Origin of the sequence: Dyella flava (assembly GCF_016904955.1) — a bacterium.
Classification (GTDB): Bacteria; Pseudomonadota; Gammaproteobacteria; order Xanthomonadales; family Rhodanobacteraceae; genus Dyella_B; species Dyella_B flava.
On the sequence record NZ_JADIKE010000030.1, the window covers coordinates 20916 to 34125 of the forward strand.

General features: G+C 61.5%; 14 protein-coding genes. 8 read left to right on the forward strand and 6 right to left on the reverse strand.

The genetic code is table 11. The features are described from left to right. Positions 1–118: 118 nt before the first annotated feature. Positions 119–1027: a LysR family transcriptional regulator gene (locus ISP19_RS05855; RefSeq protein ID WP_204680427.1), complete on the reverse strand. Its 909-nt coding sequence runs from the start codon at positions 1025–1027 to the stop codon at positions 119–121. Positions 1028–1112: 85 nt separating this feature from the next. On the opposite strand from ISP19_RS05855, the gene ISP19_RS05860 reads away from it, so the two are divergent. Together ISP19_RS05860 and ISP19_RS05865 are read left to right on the forward strand one after the other, a co-directional pair. Next, a complete protein-coding gene (locus ISP19_RS05860) occupies positions 1113–1904 on the forward strand; it encodes an NAD(P)H-dependent oxidoreductase (protein ID WP_204680428.1) in 792 nt (263 codons plus the stop codon). A gap of 269 nt (positions 1905–2173) precedes the next feature. Beyond that, positions 2174–3277 carry an aldose epimerase family protein gene (locus ISP19_RS05865; RefSeq protein WP_204680429.1) on the forward strand — a complete coding sequence of 368 codons (1104 nt, stop codon included), beginning with the start codon at positions 2174–2176 and terminating at the stop codon, positions 3275–3277. A gap of 67 nt (positions 3278–3344) precedes the next feature. On the opposite strand, the gene ISP19_RS05870 is transcribed toward ISP19_RS05865, so the two are convergent. The 3 genes from ISP19_RS05870 to ISP19_RS05880 form a co-directional block, all read right to left on the reverse strand. Continuing rightward, a complete protein-coding gene (locus ISP19_RS05870; RefSeq protein ID WP_239556575.1) occupies positions 3345–4139 on the reverse strand; it encodes a FadR/GntR family transcriptional regulator in 795 nt (264 codons plus the stop codon). Between the two features lie 238 nt (positions 4140–4377). Next, positions 4378–5136 (reverse strand): hypothetical protein, encoded by a 759-nt coding sequence (locus ISP19_RS05875; protein WP_204680430.1) that lies wholly within the window; start codon positions 5134–5136, stop codon positions 4378–4380. Positions 5137–5467: 331 nt separating this feature from the next. Then, the gene (locus ISP19_RS05880) at positions 5468–6103 is read right to left on the reverse strand and encodes a CGNR zinc finger domain-containing protein (protein WP_204680431.1); all 636 of its coding nucleotides are present in this window, start codon (positions 6101–6103) and stop codon (positions 5468–5470) included. A 155-nt stretch (positions 6104–6258) separates the two neighbouring features. On the opposite strand from ISP19_RS05880, the gene ISP19_RS05885 reads away from it, so the two are divergent. From ISP19_RS05885 to ISP19_RS05895, 3 genes are all read left to right on the forward strand, one after another. Next, positions 6259–6951, forward strand: coding sequence for an alpha/beta fold hydrolase (locus ISP19_RS05885; protein ID WP_204680432.1), 693 nt, complete (start codon positions 6259–6261; stop codon positions 6949–6951). A gap of 64 nt (positions 6952–7015) precedes the next feature. Beyond that, positions 7016–7870: an alpha/beta fold hydrolase gene (locus ISP19_RS05890; protein ID WP_204680433.1), complete on the forward strand. Its 855-nt coding sequence runs from the start codon at positions 7016–7018 to the stop codon at positions 7868–7870. A gap of 32 nt (positions 7871–7902) precedes the next feature. Beyond that, on the forward strand, positions 7903–8673 hold the full coding sequence (locus ISP19_RS05895) for an SDR family oxidoreductase (RefSeq protein WP_204680434.1): 771 nt from the start codon (positions 7903–7905) through the stop codon (positions 8671–8673). 112 nt (positions 8674–8785) lie between these two features. Here ISP19_RS05895 and ISP19_RS05900 read toward each other — a convergent pair whose 3' ends face one another. Beyond that, positions 8786–9586 carry an SDR family NAD(P)-dependent oxidoreductase gene (locus ISP19_RS05900; protein ID WP_204680435.1) on the reverse strand — a complete coding sequence of 267 codons (801 nt, stop codon included), beginning with the start codon at positions 9584–9586 and terminating at the stop codon, positions 8786–8788. A gap of 120 nt (positions 9587–9706) precedes the next feature. Between ISP19_RS05900 and ISP19_RS05905 the strand changes: the two genes are divergently transcribed. The 3 genes from ISP19_RS05905 to ISP19_RS05915 all read left to right on the forward strand — a co-directional run bounded on the left by ISP19_RS05905 (position 9707) and on the right by ISP19_RS05915 (position 11824). Continuing rightward, a complete protein-coding gene (locus ISP19_RS05905; RefSeq protein ID WP_204680436.1) occupies positions 9707–10669 on the forward strand; it encodes a GlxA family transcriptional regulator in 963 nt (320 codons plus the stop codon). Positions 10670–10729: 60 nt separating this feature from the next. Further along, on the forward strand, positions 10730–10945 hold the full coding sequence (locus ISP19_RS05910) for a hypothetical protein (RefSeq protein WP_204680437.1): 216 nt from the start codon (positions 10730–10732) through the stop codon (positions 10943–10945). A gap of 99 nt (positions 10946–11044) precedes the next feature. Next, a complete protein-coding gene (locus ISP19_RS05915) occupies positions 11045–11824 on the forward strand; it encodes a DoxX family membrane protein (RefSeq protein WP_204680438.1) in 780 nt (259 codons plus the stop codon). 37 nt (positions 11825–11861) lie between these two features. Here the strand turns inward: ISP19_RS05915 and ISP19_RS05920 are convergent, their stop codons facing one another. Beyond that, on the reverse strand, positions 11862–12803 hold the full coding sequence (locus ISP19_RS05920) for an alpha/beta fold hydrolase (RefSeq protein ID WP_204680439.1): 942 nt from the start codon (positions 12801–12803) through the stop codon (positions 11862–11864). Positions 12804–13210 lie beyond the last annotated feature (407 nt).

The window sequence follows — 13210 nt, forward strand, 5'->3', positions numbered from 1 at the left end:
ACAGCGGGCAGCAAGCAGTTCTCCGCGCTGCGCGGTTACTTGTCGTGGCAGGGTTCGGATATGGGGCGGCGGGATTCGATTTAAAGTCCGCCCTGCCGCGCTGAGCATCCGTTTTGCGTCAGCGCGGCGTGGATACCGCGTTGACGACTTGCTCGCGCAACCATGCCTGCGCCGGGTCGGCATGCACGCGTTCATGCCAGGCCATCATCATGTCGAAGCGGGGCGGCTGCACTGGGGCTTCCCATATCTGCAGGCCTTGCAGGTGTCCGCGCAGCAGGCGTGAGGGCAACAGTGCCACCATGTCGGATTGGCGCACCAGGTCCGGCACCAGCAGGAAGTGCGGCACGGAAAGCACTACCCGGCGCTTGCGCCCGCGCGCTTCCAGCAAGATGTCAGTGGGTCCCTTGAAGCCACCGCCTTCCGGCGACACCACGATATGTTCGAGCTGGCAAAACGCTGCCAGGGTTAGCGGCCCCTGCAACCGCGGATGTCCTTTGCGCGCCAACATGCAGTAATGCTCGGTGTACAGCTTGGTGCTGCGCAGGCTTTCCGGCACCATGTCGGCGCTCATCAGCACCGCGTCGATATCGCCGCGCTCGGTCAGGCCGGCGACGGCATTCGGCACCAGCGCGTGCACGGCGACACAAATGCCGGGTGCAAAACGGCGCAGGCGCCGCATGGTGGGTGCCAGGACCGCGTATTGCGCGTTGTCAGAAGCGGCGACCCGCCAGGTGAAGACGGCCGTAGCCGGATCGAATGGCGTCTGGGTGTTGAGCATGCGTTGCACGCCGCCCAATGCATCCTGCAAGTGCGGCAATAGCCCCAAGCCGCGCCGCGTGGGCTGCATGCCGCGCGGACCGGACACCAGCAGGGGATCGTCGAACAGCCGCCGCAGCTTGCCCAGCCGCACGCTGACCGTCGGCTGGCTCAGATGCAGCCGTCGCGCCACCCGCGTGACATTGCACTCGGTGAGCAGCGCCTCCAGCGTGACCAGCAATTCCAGATCGATGCCGCGGATATTACGCATGACTATACCTGGCATAGTGTCTATTCATTTCCATTATGCCCCGAGCGCGCCTAGCCTGTTCGCATCTTTTCCTGGAGCAACAGGTATGAACGTCTTGCTGGTCTATGCTCATCCCGAACCGCGTTCACTCAATGGCGGCATGCGCGATTTCATCGTCGAGCGTCTGCGTAGCGCCGGTCATGAGGTGAAAGTCAGCGATCTGTATGCCATGCGCTGGAAGGCTACCCTGGATGCGGAGGATTTCCCGCAGCGCAATGCCGCCGAGCGTTTCAATCCAAGCGCCGACTCGAAGCTCGCCTTCCTTGAAGGCACGCAGACGTCGGATGTCGCGGCGGAACAGGACAAGCTGCGCTGGGCCGATCTGGTGATCTTCCAGTTTCCGATGTGGTGGTATTCCATGCCGGCGATTCTCAAAGGCTGGTTCGAACGCGTGTATGCCTACGGCTTTGCCTATGGCGTCGGCGAACATTCGGATCGTCGCTGGGGCGAGCGCTTCGGCGAGGGCGTGTTCAAGGGCAAGCGCGCCATGCTGATCGTCACCACCGGCGGCTGGGAAGAGCATTACAGCGAACGCGGCATCAATGGCCCGATCGATGATGTGCTGTTCCCGATCCAGCACGGCATGCTGTTCTACCCGGGCTTCGATGTGCTGCCGCCGTTCCTGGTCTACCGCACCAGCAAGATGAACGAGCAGCGCTACGGCGAAACGCTGGCGGCACTCGGCACGCGCCTGGATCGGGCCATGCTGGATCAGCCGATCGCCTACCGCCGCCAGAACCACGGCGACTACGAGATTCCATCCTTGACCCTGAAGCCCGAACTCGCCGAGCAACGCACTGGATTTGCGCTGCATCTGCAAGCGGAGTTCGCGGCGTGATCAGTTGAGCACACGCGCTCCCGTGCGCCGCCGATAGAACAACAGCCCGACCCCGATTGGCAGCCTCAGCTCGCAAAGCGAAAGCTTTTACGCCCGTCCATAACGCTGACATGCATCCATGGCGCAGGTCGGCCAATCTGTTTGTCATATCTTTTGCGTATATCACCTGACCTCGGTGCAGTGCCGATCAGGCTTTGCGTTTATATGTCCATAATGGGTGCAAAGGCGATGGTGCGCGTCATCGCCGGACCGTATAAGGGGTTCCTTTGATGAAACATGCTGTCCTGCTTGGCGCCATCGGCATGGCGAGCGCAGTGATGTTGCCGGTGACGGCGATGGCCACCCAGGCGACGCGCGCACCGTTCGGCCAGACCGCCGACGGCAGGAAGGTGGAGATCGTGACGCTGACCAACGATCGCGGTGTGCAGGCCCGGGTGATGAGCTACGGTGCGTCGCTGCAGTCCCTGCTGGTGCCGGATCGCAACGGCAAGCTTGCCGATATCGTACTCGGCTACGACAACCTGCAGGGCTACCTCGCACGCCGCCAGTATGCCGGTGCCACCGTCGGCCGCTACGCGAACCGCATTGCGCACGGCAAGTTCACGCTCGATGGCAAGACCTACAGCCTTACGGGCTCGTTGAACGGCGGCGCAAAAGGACTGGATCAGCAGGTGTGGAGCGTGGTCGAAGTCAAACACCAAGGCTCCACCGCCAGCGTCACCTTGCAATATGTCAGTCCAGATGGCGACCAGGGTTACCTGGGCACGTTGACGGTCACGGCGACGTACACCCTCGGCGATGACAACCAGCTCAAGATCGTCTATGTCGCCACCACCGACAAGCCGACCATCGTCAATCTCTCCAATCACACCTACTGGAATCTTGCTGGCGAAGGCGCAGGCAGTGTGAAGGATCAGGTGCTGACCATTCCCGGAAACGCCATCACTGCCGTCGATGCGCATTTGAATCCGACCGGGGACATCGTGCCGGTGGCCGGAACACCGTATGACTTCCGCTCCGGCAGGCTCATCGGCGGCCACGGCTATGACATGAACTGGGTGAGCAGCCGCAAGGCAGTCGAATCGCGCATGGTGGCGCGCGTGATGGATCCGCACTCTGGGCGGGTGATGAGCCTATGGTCTACCGAGCCGGGCTTGCAGTTCTGCTCGGGCAACGTCCTCGACGGCACTCCCGTTGGCAAGGATCATCACGTTTACCGGAAGGGTGATGCGTTTGTGCTGGAGCCGCAGCTGTTTCCAGATACACCCAATCATCCGGACTTCGGCTCCGCCCGCTTGGCGCCTGGTGAGACCTATCGCAATACGATCGTCTACCGTTTTGCGACCGATAGTGGGCGTAATGTGAAGTCTTGAGTGACACCGCTTTGCTCCCTCTCCCCTCCGGGGCACGCGGGGAGAGGGAGAAAAGCTTGGGAGCAACTCAGCGTGCTTTTTCATTCTGTGGCTTGCTACTCAAACTAGCCCGAGCATCAGCAATCACCTTCAACATCGCCTTGCGCGCCGCCTCAGGCTCCTTGTCACGAATGGCGTGAAGCACCGCACGATGTTGCGGCAGCGAATACTTGAAATTGCTCGCGGTATGCGCCGACATGGTGAAGTAACTGTTGAGCGCGCCCTCGATCACCGAAAACAGCGAGATCAGCAGTTCATTACCTGTCGCCACCAGAATGGCCTCATGAAAATCAAGATCGGCACTGGTCCATGATTCCGGATCAGCCGCCGCTTCCATCGCATCCAACGTGACTTGCATGCGTTTCAGTTGCGCCGCGGAGCGACGGTGCGCCGCGCTGGCGGCCGCTGCCGGCTCAATGATTTCGCGCATTTCGGAAAGCTTTTCCACGAAGTCCATGGTCGGCATCGAGCTGCAGCGCCAGGCCAGTACATCGGCATCCAGTTGATTCCAGAAACGCGCATCGCGCACGCGCGTGCCGACTTTCGGGCGGGCTTCCACCAGTCCCTTGGATGACAACACTTTCATGGCTTCGCGCAGCGAGGTGCGGCTTACAGCCATCTCTTCGGCGATTACCGCTTCCGGCGGCAAGACCTCGCCCGGCTGCAGCTTTCCGCTGACGATGCGCTGCCCCAACAGCTGGACCACATGCCCATGCAGGTTGCGTGAGGCCATCGGGCCCGTGCCCGTGCGAAGCCGCCGTGCGAACGCGGTGCGCGCCGGCTTTGCGCCGTCGCTGTCGCGGTCGCTTTGAAAAGATGCCATTCCGTTGATCTCCTGCGATGTCGTGATGCTCTCCGGGCGTGGTGCGGATCCTCACCCAGCCGGGTCATCATGCCACGAATCGGCCGGTGTTCTTTTATCGAGAAGCACGAGCCGTGGTGCGCATTCGCATGCGTTCTATGCAGTGTTGACGCGGACAAATGTTGCCATGCTGGATCAACGCAATGCCAATCTGCGCGAAGACCTTCAGCTCGCGCGATACGCCAGGGGCCGCTCACGCCTAGCTCCTGGGCGTATCGCTGCCCGCGTCAGCATCCATTTCCATGTGCATGCCCGCCCACACCTTGCTGGGATCGTCGGCGTTCGGATAGACATGGGTCATCCAGCCGAACACCACCGGAATCCACAGGCCTTGCGCGGCACTGCAGGCTTGCTCGGTATGGATGCTGCCTTGTGGGCCGAACTGTGCTTGCGGGCCCCATTTTTCGGTGAAGGGGGCGCTGCGCGGAGCACCGCAGAAGTCCACGTGCCGATGCCAGGTCGCAATGCTGAGCGGGACGATCGCGTTCAATTGCTGCGGCGTTGAATCTTGCGGGGCGCTGTACATCACGCCCACGGCTTGCATGCCCTGCGGGGTACGTTTGTAAAGGATCGATCCGGGGTGATCGTAGTCAATGTGCTGCTTTTCCAACTGCGCGTAGTGGCGGCTGGTGTAATGAACTTCCTCGCCCATCTTGCCGCTAGGGTGGAATGGCTTGTAGCCATCGGCGAGCGCGGTATTCACATCCGCGTAGTGCGCCACGACTTTTTTTGCGGTGGCAACGATCGCCTCCGCGCGTTGCTGGTCACCCGGCTGCGCATCGCCCTTCAGTGACATCTGCATGTGATTGCCCATCTTCATCGAGGGCACCGGCGTTTCGTCGGTCTTGCCGCCGTAATCGTGGAGCAGACGTTCCCAAAACGGAAATTGCTGGGCCATTACAGGTGTCAGTACGCACAGCGCGCAAACACCAAGCAGGCTTGAAAGACGTTTCGCCATGGTGACCCCCGATACGCGACGGCTTGCGCTTGTATTGTCAAAGTTGAGCGACGGAATGCAAGCGGGAAGTGCCGCGTCATCTCAGCGCCGTTGTTCCCCGTTACCTCCGCATCGTCGTTCCCTGTCACCTCAGCCCGTCGTTCCCTGTCACCTCAGCCCGTCGTTCCCCGTCACCTCAGCCCCGTCATCCCCGCGAAAGCGGGGACCCATTTTGCTTTCCGCCGAAGATCAACATGGATCCCCGCTTTCGCGGGGATGACGGCGTTGAAGATGGCGGAATTACGGCGCGAACTTAGGTGTGTCGCTTTGAGCGTCAAACACAACCGTTTTTTCAAGCATGATCCGCCGCTTCACCCTTGAGCCGGCGCCTATGCGCCGCCTGCTTCGCACGATTGCCGCACAGCGACATGCTGCACCACCGGCGCGCATGCCCACGCGTGTGATCAGCAAACAGCAAGGTGCAAGTCGGACCTTCGCAAGCCTTCACATACGAAAAGTCTTCATCGCAAACCAGCTGAGCCAAGGATTCCGCGATCGGAATCAGCAAGGTTTCCGGCGAGGTCCAGCGCCGCGACCGCAACAAGCGAAAACCGGACGATGCATCGTCTGCGCCGGCGACAACCTGATGGAATTCGTCATCGCGCTTGAGCAGCTCATTAAGCGGTTCAAGCTCAGACAGATCCGCGGCTTTCAGCGGGCGGCCCTTGTGGCTGCGCACAAAGGTCCGGAACCACTCGCGCAGGCTGCGTGCCTGCGCGGCCAGGCGATCGATTTCGCCGGGAATCGCGCGCGCGCGGATTGTCCCCAGCACGTCTTCGGGCACCAGGCGCGCCTGGCCGAGCCAGCTCAACAGGCCTTCTCCGTCGTCCAGCCAATCGACCGGGGTGTCCACCGGGGTAGCCAGGGAATTGAGGAAGTCCAGGCCGGGGGAATCGGCGAGGAAAAGGGCGGGCATCGGCTGGGTCATGGGTGTCTCCTTGTCTTCACAGTAACCGCCTAAAAAGTGCTTGACAAGTTACCTTGCTGGCAATAACCTCCAAATCAACGTTGAGGCAGTTACTTTGAATTTCAAGCCCGTGACCGCCTCCCACCCAGGGGTCCGACTAGCCAAGTGAGGGTAATATGAGCAAGAAATCCGCAACCGTCGTCCTGGCCCATGGTGCATGGGCGGCCGAGGCCAGCTGGGGCAAGGTGGTCAATCTCCTCCAGTCTGATGGCATCAAGACAGTTACCTTCCCGTTACCGCTCTCGTCCCTGGCCGACGATGTGGCAGCACTGGACGGCGTCCTCGCCAAGGTGGATGGTCCGGTGGTTCTGGTTGGCCACGCTTACGCGGGTGCGGTGATCGCCGCGACGCAGAGCGCCAAGGTGCGCGCCCTGGTCTATGTCGCTGGGTTGGCGCCGGACGAGGGCGAGACCGTGGCCGAGGTGTTCAATCGCTACGAGCACGACAACAAGGCGCCGCAGCTCGCGCCGGGTGCCGACGGTTTGATCCGCCTGCCGCAGGACGCATTCAGCAGCGCGTTTGCACAACATGCTTCGCCGGAAGAACAGCAAGTACTGGCCGCTACGCAGCCGCCGATTTCCCCCGCATGCATCACCGTTCCGGTTGGGCGTCCGCGCTGGAAGGATCTGCCGTCCTGGTACCTGCTGGCCGGGCACGATCACATGATCCCCGCGCAGACCCAGCGCTTCATGGCCGAGCGCATGCAGGCACGCATCAGTGTGCATCCCGTTGATCACGTTCCGAGCATCAGCGCCCCTGAGCTGGTGCAGCAGTTGATCGTCGACGCCGTACAGCAGATCAAAGGCTGATCACAACCGCTTCCTGACCCTCTTCATTGCCCCATTCATTTCTCACCCTACGGAGACAACGATCATGTCCGCTATCCACTACCGCTATGCCAACGTCGATGGTTTCAAGGTCCATTACCGCGAAGCCGGCTCGCCGGGTAAGCCCAAGCTGCTGCTGCTGCACGGTTTCCCCAGCTCCGGTCACATGTTCCGTGATCTGATCCCGCTGCTGAGCGACAGCTTCCACATCATCGCGCCCGACCTGCCGGGATTCGGTCTCTCCGACATGCCCTCGCGCGACCAGTTCACCTACACCTTCGACAACATCGCGAACGTGATCGACCGCTTTACCGACGTCGTGGGTTTTGATCGCTTCGCCGTCTACGTGTTCGACTACGGCGCGCCCACCGGTTTTCGTCTCGCCGTCAAGCATCCGGAGCGGATCACCGCGATCATTTCGCAGAACGGTAATGCTTACCTGGAGGGACTGAGCGAGGGATGGAATCCGATTCAGGCCTATTGGGAAAATCCGACAGCGGCCAACCGGGAAGCCTTGCGCGGTTTCCTGTCGCCGGAGACAACGCGCTGGCAGTACACGCACGGTGTCGCGGATGAATCACTGGTTTCACCCGATGGCATTGCGCTGGACAATTACTACCTCGCGCGCAAGGGCGCCGATGACGTGCAGCTGGATCTGTTCCTGAACTATCAGAGCAACGTCGCGCTCTATCCGACCTTCCAGGCTTATTTCCGTAGCCATCGCCCGCGTTTTCTCGCCGTGTGGGGGAAAAACGATCCGTTCTTCCTGCCGCCGGGTGCGGAAGCCTTCAAGCGCGACATTCCCGAGGCACAGGTTCGCTTCTTCGATACCGGGCACTTTGCGCTGGAGACCCATGCGAAAGACATCGCCGACGCCATCCGCGATTTCCTCGCTAACTGAGATCCCTCTCCCACGCCCATCCGGAGCATCCCATGTCACAGTCAACCGTCATCGTCACTGGCGCGAGTCAAGGCATCGGCCGCGCCACGGCCATCCGTCTGTCGAAGGATTTCGGTGCGGTAGTGCTGGTTGCGAGAAATCGTGAGCATCTGCTGGAAACAGCCGAAGCGGTCAAGGCCAACGGTGCGAAGACCCTGGTCCTGGATCTGGATCTCGCAGACAAAGCAGCAGCCAGACAGGTGGTGGAGCAGACTCTCGCTGCATTCGGACGCATTGATGCCTTGGTCAATATCGCGGGAGCGGTGCCGCAGATTGATCTGTTCGAGATGACCGACGAGCAGTGGGATGCGGGCATGGCGCTGAAGCTGCACGGCGCCAGGCGCCTTACCATCGAGGCGTGGCCGGCGCTCAAGCAGGCGAAGGGATCGGTGGTGCTGACCTCGGGCAATTCGGGAATTTTTCCGAAGGCACCTTATGCCGCGGTCGGCACCATCAATGCCGCCATCGTCGCCTTGGCCAAGGCCTTTGCCGATCGCGGCATTACCGACGGTGTGCAGGTGAACAGCGTGTTGCCCGGCCCGGTGATGACCGGACGCCGGCGCTCCTATCTGGAGCACTGGGCACCGCTGCACAACATGACGGTGGCCGAAGCGACCGAGCATTTTCCGCAGGAGGCGGGCATCGCGCGCTATGGCGAACCGGAAGAAATCGCCGAACTGATGGCTTTCCTGGTGTCGCCCGGCGCGCGCTGGATGACCGGTTCGGCACTGCGCATGGATGGTGGGGAAGTCAAATCGGTTTGATCGGCGCTAACCCGGTTCCGCAGCGATGGAAGAAGTCGGCCTGCGGAAGGAATGGGTGCTCGTAACAGGCACCCATTCCCCGATCCGGCTGCAACGCCGTCCAGTAGCCGCATCAACCCGCTACGCGATAGCGTGCCGCCGGCTGCGAACGTGAAAGATTGGGCGACAGCTTTTGCCGCGCACTCTCGAATGCCTGCCAATCCGCCGCTTCCGGTAGCGCGGGGATCGTCACCAGTTCGCCCTGGTCAAACCCGGCCAGCGCAGCGTCCACCATGTCCTGCGCAGGCATCACGATCTGCGCCGGCAACGCGGTGATCGGCACGCCAGCGACATCCCAGAATTCCGTGGCGGTCGCGCCCGGCAGCACCGCCTGCACGCGCACACCCTTGTCGGCAAGTTCGTGATGCAGCGATTGCGTAAAGGCGAGCACGAACGCCTTGGTGCCGGAGTACACGCCGTTGAGCAGCTCCGGCGCAATGGCCACGATCGACGCGATGTTGATGATGGTGCCGCGGCCGCGTTCGACAAAGCCCGGAGCCGCCGCATAGGTGAGGCGGGTAAGCGCGCTCACATTGAGCGAAATCATCTCGTCCATCCTGCCGATGTCCGAACCCAGCAGGGGCGTGGCTGCGCCGAAGCCCGCATTGTTCACCAGTGCGGTGATGCTCTTGTCCGTGCGCAGCAATTGCTCGACGGCGGTGACACCGGCGGCGCTGCTCAGGTCAGCGGGGAAGGTCTGCACGGCGCGGCCCGTGGCATCCGACAGACGGCGGGCGAGTTGGTCGAGCCGTTCGCGATTGCGCGCCACCAGGATCAGATCGTAGCCGCGGCGTGCCAGGCGGTCGGCGTAAATGGCGCCGATGCCGCTGGAAGCACCGGTAATCAGGGCGGTGCCCTTGGAAGAGGTGTTCATGTCGTTATCTCCGAGATCATGCGCCGGCGGTGTGCTGGCGCCTTGAGATAGTTGTACGTCGGCCACACGTAGACTGAAATGTCATAGATGCCACCTTTTAGGCCATGCCCGGAGGCTGTCATGCAACGCATGGGTTTCGTGGTTTTTCCCGGTTTCCAGTCCATGAGCCTGGCCGCCGCGTCCGCCTTCGAATTCGCCAACCTGGTGGCGGAGGAGACCGTTTATGAGGTGGGCTACTTTTCCGAAACAGGCGGCGCGGTGGCCGGTTCGTTCGGCATGAGCATGCAAACGCAGCCCTTCGACCGGCAGCCGTTCGATACCGTGCTGGTCTGCGGAGGTGTGGGCGTTCCGCCGTCGACGCCCGCGTTGCTGGATTACGTGCGCGAAGCGCCGCAATCATCGCGACGCGTCGCTTCGATCTGCACCGGTGCGTTCGTGCTTGCCGAAGCGGGCCTGCTCGACGGCCGCCGCGTCACCACGCATTGGCTGCTTGCGCGGCAACTGCAACAGCGCTTTCCCAAGGTAAAGATGGAAGAAGACCGCATCTTTATCATCGATGGACAGATCTGGACCTCGGCCGGCATGAGTGCCGGCATCGATCTGGCACTGGCCATGGTCGAGAAAGATCTTGGCGCGCAAGTGGTGCACGAGGTGGCGCAGAAGCTGGTGCTGTATCACCGGCGCTCCGGCGGGCAGTCGCAATTTTCCGCATTGCTGGAGCTTGAACCGAAATCGGATCGCATCCAGAACGCGCTGACTTATGCCAAGAGTCATCTGCGCTCATCGCTGACGGTAGAGGAACTGGCGGCGGCGGCGAATCTCAGCCCACGCCAATTCAGCCGCGCTTTTCGCGCCGAAACCGGCCAGTCGCCGGCCAAAGCCGTGGAGAACCTGCGCCTGGAAGCGGCGCGCCTGATGATGGAACAAACGCGGCATCCAATCGAAGTGGTGGCCAGGGAATCCGGCTTCGCCGATCGCGAACGCATGCGCAGGGCATTCCTGCGCGCGTTCGGACAACCGCCGCAGGCGCTGCGCCGTCATCTGCGCAGCGAGGAACTTGTTGTTTCATCGGATGAAGCGTAGATATAGCCGCCACGCACGCCTGATAACGCAATGGAGGCAGCTATGCCCGGGTTTTGGGGAATGCTCGTCGTTACCGGTCTGGGCCTCACGGTGATGGCTCAGATCATCGCCTCCGCGCTTTGCTTTGGCCTCAATCCGATGAAGGGTGTCGCATCGCTGGTCGTGCCGGGTTACCTGCTGGTGGGCATCAAGCAGACGCCCTACTACCTGCGCGTGATCGGCCTGTGGGCCTGCGGTATCACGGCGATCGTTGCGGGCACCATTGCGCTGTCCTGAGGCATGCATCTGCGTGTGTTGATGGTTGTGTTGCACCCATCCCATGAATCAAGACCAATAAACACAGCGCACTGAGCAACACAACCGGAGGGCAGGGTGATGCGCATCGCAAGCCTGGGTCATGCGGTTTTCGCTGCAACGGTGATCGCGCTCGGTGTGCTGGGTTTGATCCAAGGCCAATTCGCGCCGCTATGGTGGCCAATACCCGTAGGTGCGCCCGCGATCAAGGCACTGGCTTATCTGTGTGCGCTGATTTCGTTGTTCTCGGGGCTGGGTCTGCTCTGGCAACGCGCCATGGCTGCACGCGTGCTACTGGTCTATTTTCTGGTCTGGCTGCTGGTGCTCAGAGTGCCCACGCTTTACCTTGCGCCCACGACGCAAGATGCGTGGTCGGGCTGTGGCGAGGATGCCGTGTATCTGGCCGGCGCCTGGGTGCTGTTTGCCTGGTTCGCCAATGATCAGGACCGGCGCTACGTCCTTCGTTTCGCGACCGGTGAGCAAGGCGTGCATATCGCACGAGTGATCTATGGCCTGGCCATGATTCCATTCGGCATCGGCCACTTCACCTATCTCAAGGAAACGGTCGCGCTGGTGCCCGATTGGTTGCCGTGGCATCTGGCGTGGGCGTACTTCACTGGCTGCGCGTACCTCGTCGCGGGCGTGGCGATACTTGCGGGCGTATGTGCGCGGTTGGCCGCCGCGCTCTCCGCATTACAGATGGGTGCCTTCACCCTGCTGGTGTGGGGACCGATCGTGCTGGCCGGTCCCACCGGCTTCCAGTGGAGCGAGAGTGTCGTTTCCTGGACGTTGACGGCAAGCGGCTGGGTCGTGGCCGATTCCTATCGCGGCATACGCTGGTTCGCCGTAGGCCGCCGCTAATTACGAGCATGCAAATACAGCCGTCTGTTTCCATCCATCAGTCGGGATGTCTGGCCATAAAGTCGAGGATAAGACTGGCCATCTCGTCGTTCTTCTCATCCATGGCGAAGTGACCAGCATCGAGCATATGGATCTCCGCGTTCGGCACATCGCGCTTGAACGCCTCTCCACCCGGCGCAATGAACGAAGGATCGTTCCGTCCCCACACCACCAGCGTCGGCGGCTGATGCTGGCGCAGCCATGCTTGCCAGCTCGGGTAGGCCGCCACATTGGTTCGGTAGTCATAGAGCAGCGTTGTCTGAATCTCGTGCTGCCCTGGTTGCGACAAATGGTTGAATTCGTCAGTCCAGGTGTCCGGGTTGTAGCGCTCCGGATGTGAGGTGCCGCCGGTATGGCGCTGCTCGGTCGCCGCGAACGAGAGGAAGGCAGCCGGGACCTCCGGATGTGCCTTGGGATCAGCCCAGTACTCGGCGATTTTCGTCCATTTGGCACCAAGGCCTTCCTTATAGACATTCGCATTCGAAACGATCAGCGCGTGCACCCGCTCCGGATGCGCCAACATGATGCGGAAGCCGATCGGTCCGCCGTAGTCATGCAGGAACAGGGTGTAGTGCCTGATTTGCAGCTGCTCAAGCAGAGCATTGGTCGTCTGCGCGAGGTGATCGAACGTATACGTATAGGTCGACGGCGATGGTGTGTCGCTCTGGCCGAAACTCGGAAAATCCGGCGCGACGAGGTGATAACGGGTGGCGAGCAGGGGAATGAGCGTGTCGAATTCGCGCGACGACGAAGGGAATCCATGCAGCAGCACAATCGTTGGCGCATCCTTCGGACCTGCTTCGCGATAGAACATTCCCACGCCATCCACCGTTACACGATGGTAGGTGGTCGTTGCAGAGGTCGATGGCACTGGAGCCGCCTGTGCAGCGTGTCCGATGATCATCGCGGATGCCAGTGTAAGGAAAGTGGGGGTTTTCATTGTTCTCTTCCTCTTGCGTCAGCTTGATGGCGCTTGAATTCGTGCTCGACCGCGCTCAACGAGGTGCCCGGTGAGCGCTGTAACGCAAAGATGGTTCTTTCTGAGGGTCAGCCATAGCCGCTGAATCTGCAATTCTGACTTCCGCTACGTGGAAGACTCTATGTTTCATTCCACGCCGACACCGCATTACTTCCTCTCCCCTCCGGGGAGAGAGCCTGCCCCGGACTTGATCCGGGGGTTGGGGTGAGGGGCTGCGCTTGCCGGAACATTCACAACTTCCTAGATGCCTCTTTGGATATTCGCCGCGAGGTTGCCCCCCCACCTCAGTCCTCTCCTCGCTCCTCAGAGCCGAGCACATCCATGTGCTCTCCCCGCGTGCCCCTCCGGGGAGAGGAAGAAAAGCGTGG

Excerpts from the sequence above, each read along its gene's own strand:
- ISP19_RS05900 (WP_204680435.1), bottom strand. The coding sequence starts at position 9,586 with ATGAACACCTCTTCCAAGGGCACCGCCCTGATTACCGGTGCTTCCAGC.
- ISP19_RS05910 (WP_204680437.1), top strand. The coding sequence starts at position 10,730 with ATGCTCGTCGTTACCGGTCTGGGCCTCACGGTGATGGCTCAGATCATC.
- ISP19_RS05895 (WP_204680434.1), top strand. The coding sequence starts at position 7,903 with ATGTCACAGTCAACCGTCATCGTCACTGGCGCGAGTCAAGGCATCGGC.
- ISP19_RS05875 (WP_204680430.1), bottom strand. The coding sequence starts at position 5,136 with ATGGCGAAACGTCTTTCAAGCCTGCTTGGTGTTTGCGCGCTGTGCGTA.
- ISP19_RS05870 (WP_239556575.1), bottom strand. The coding sequence starts at position 4,139 with ATGGCATCTTTTCAAAGCGACCGCGACAGCGACGGCGCAAAGCCGGCG.
- ISP19_RS05920 (WP_204680439.1), bottom strand. The coding sequence starts at position 12,803 with ATGAAAACCCCCACTTTCCTTACACTGGCATCCGCGATGATCATCGGA.
- ISP19_RS05915 (WP_204680438.1), top strand. The coding sequence starts at position 11,045 with ATGCGCATCGCAAGCCTGGGTCATGCGGTTTTCGCTGCAACGGTGATC.
- ISP19_RS05905 (WP_204680436.1), top strand. The coding sequence starts at position 9,707 with ATGCAACGCATGGGTTTCGTGGTTTTTCCCGGTTTCCAGTCCATGAGC.
- ISP19_RS05890 (WP_204680433.1), top strand. The coding sequence starts at position 7,016 with ATGTCCGCTATCCACTACCGCTATGCCAACGTCGATGGTTTCAAGGTC.
- ISP19_RS05860 (WP_204680428.1), top strand. The coding sequence starts at position 1,113 with ATGAACGTCTTGCTGGTCTATGCTCATCCCGAACCGCGTTCACTCAAT.
- ISP19_RS05855 (WP_204680427.1), bottom strand. The coding sequence starts at position 1,027 with ATGCGTAATATCCGCGGCATCGATCTGGAATTGCTGGTCACGCTGGAG.
- ISP19_RS05865 (WP_204680429.1), top strand. The coding sequence starts at position 2,174 with ATGAAACATGCTGTCCTGCTTGGCGCCATCGGCATGGCGAGCGCAGTG.
- ISP19_RS05885 (WP_204680432.1), top strand. The coding sequence starts at position 6,259 with ATGAGCAAGAAATCCGCAACCGTCGTCCTGGCCCATGGTGCATGGGCG.
- ISP19_RS05880 (WP_204680431.1), bottom strand. The coding sequence starts at position 6,103 with ATGACCCAGCCGATGCCCGCCCTTTTCCTCGCCGATTCCCCCGGCCTG.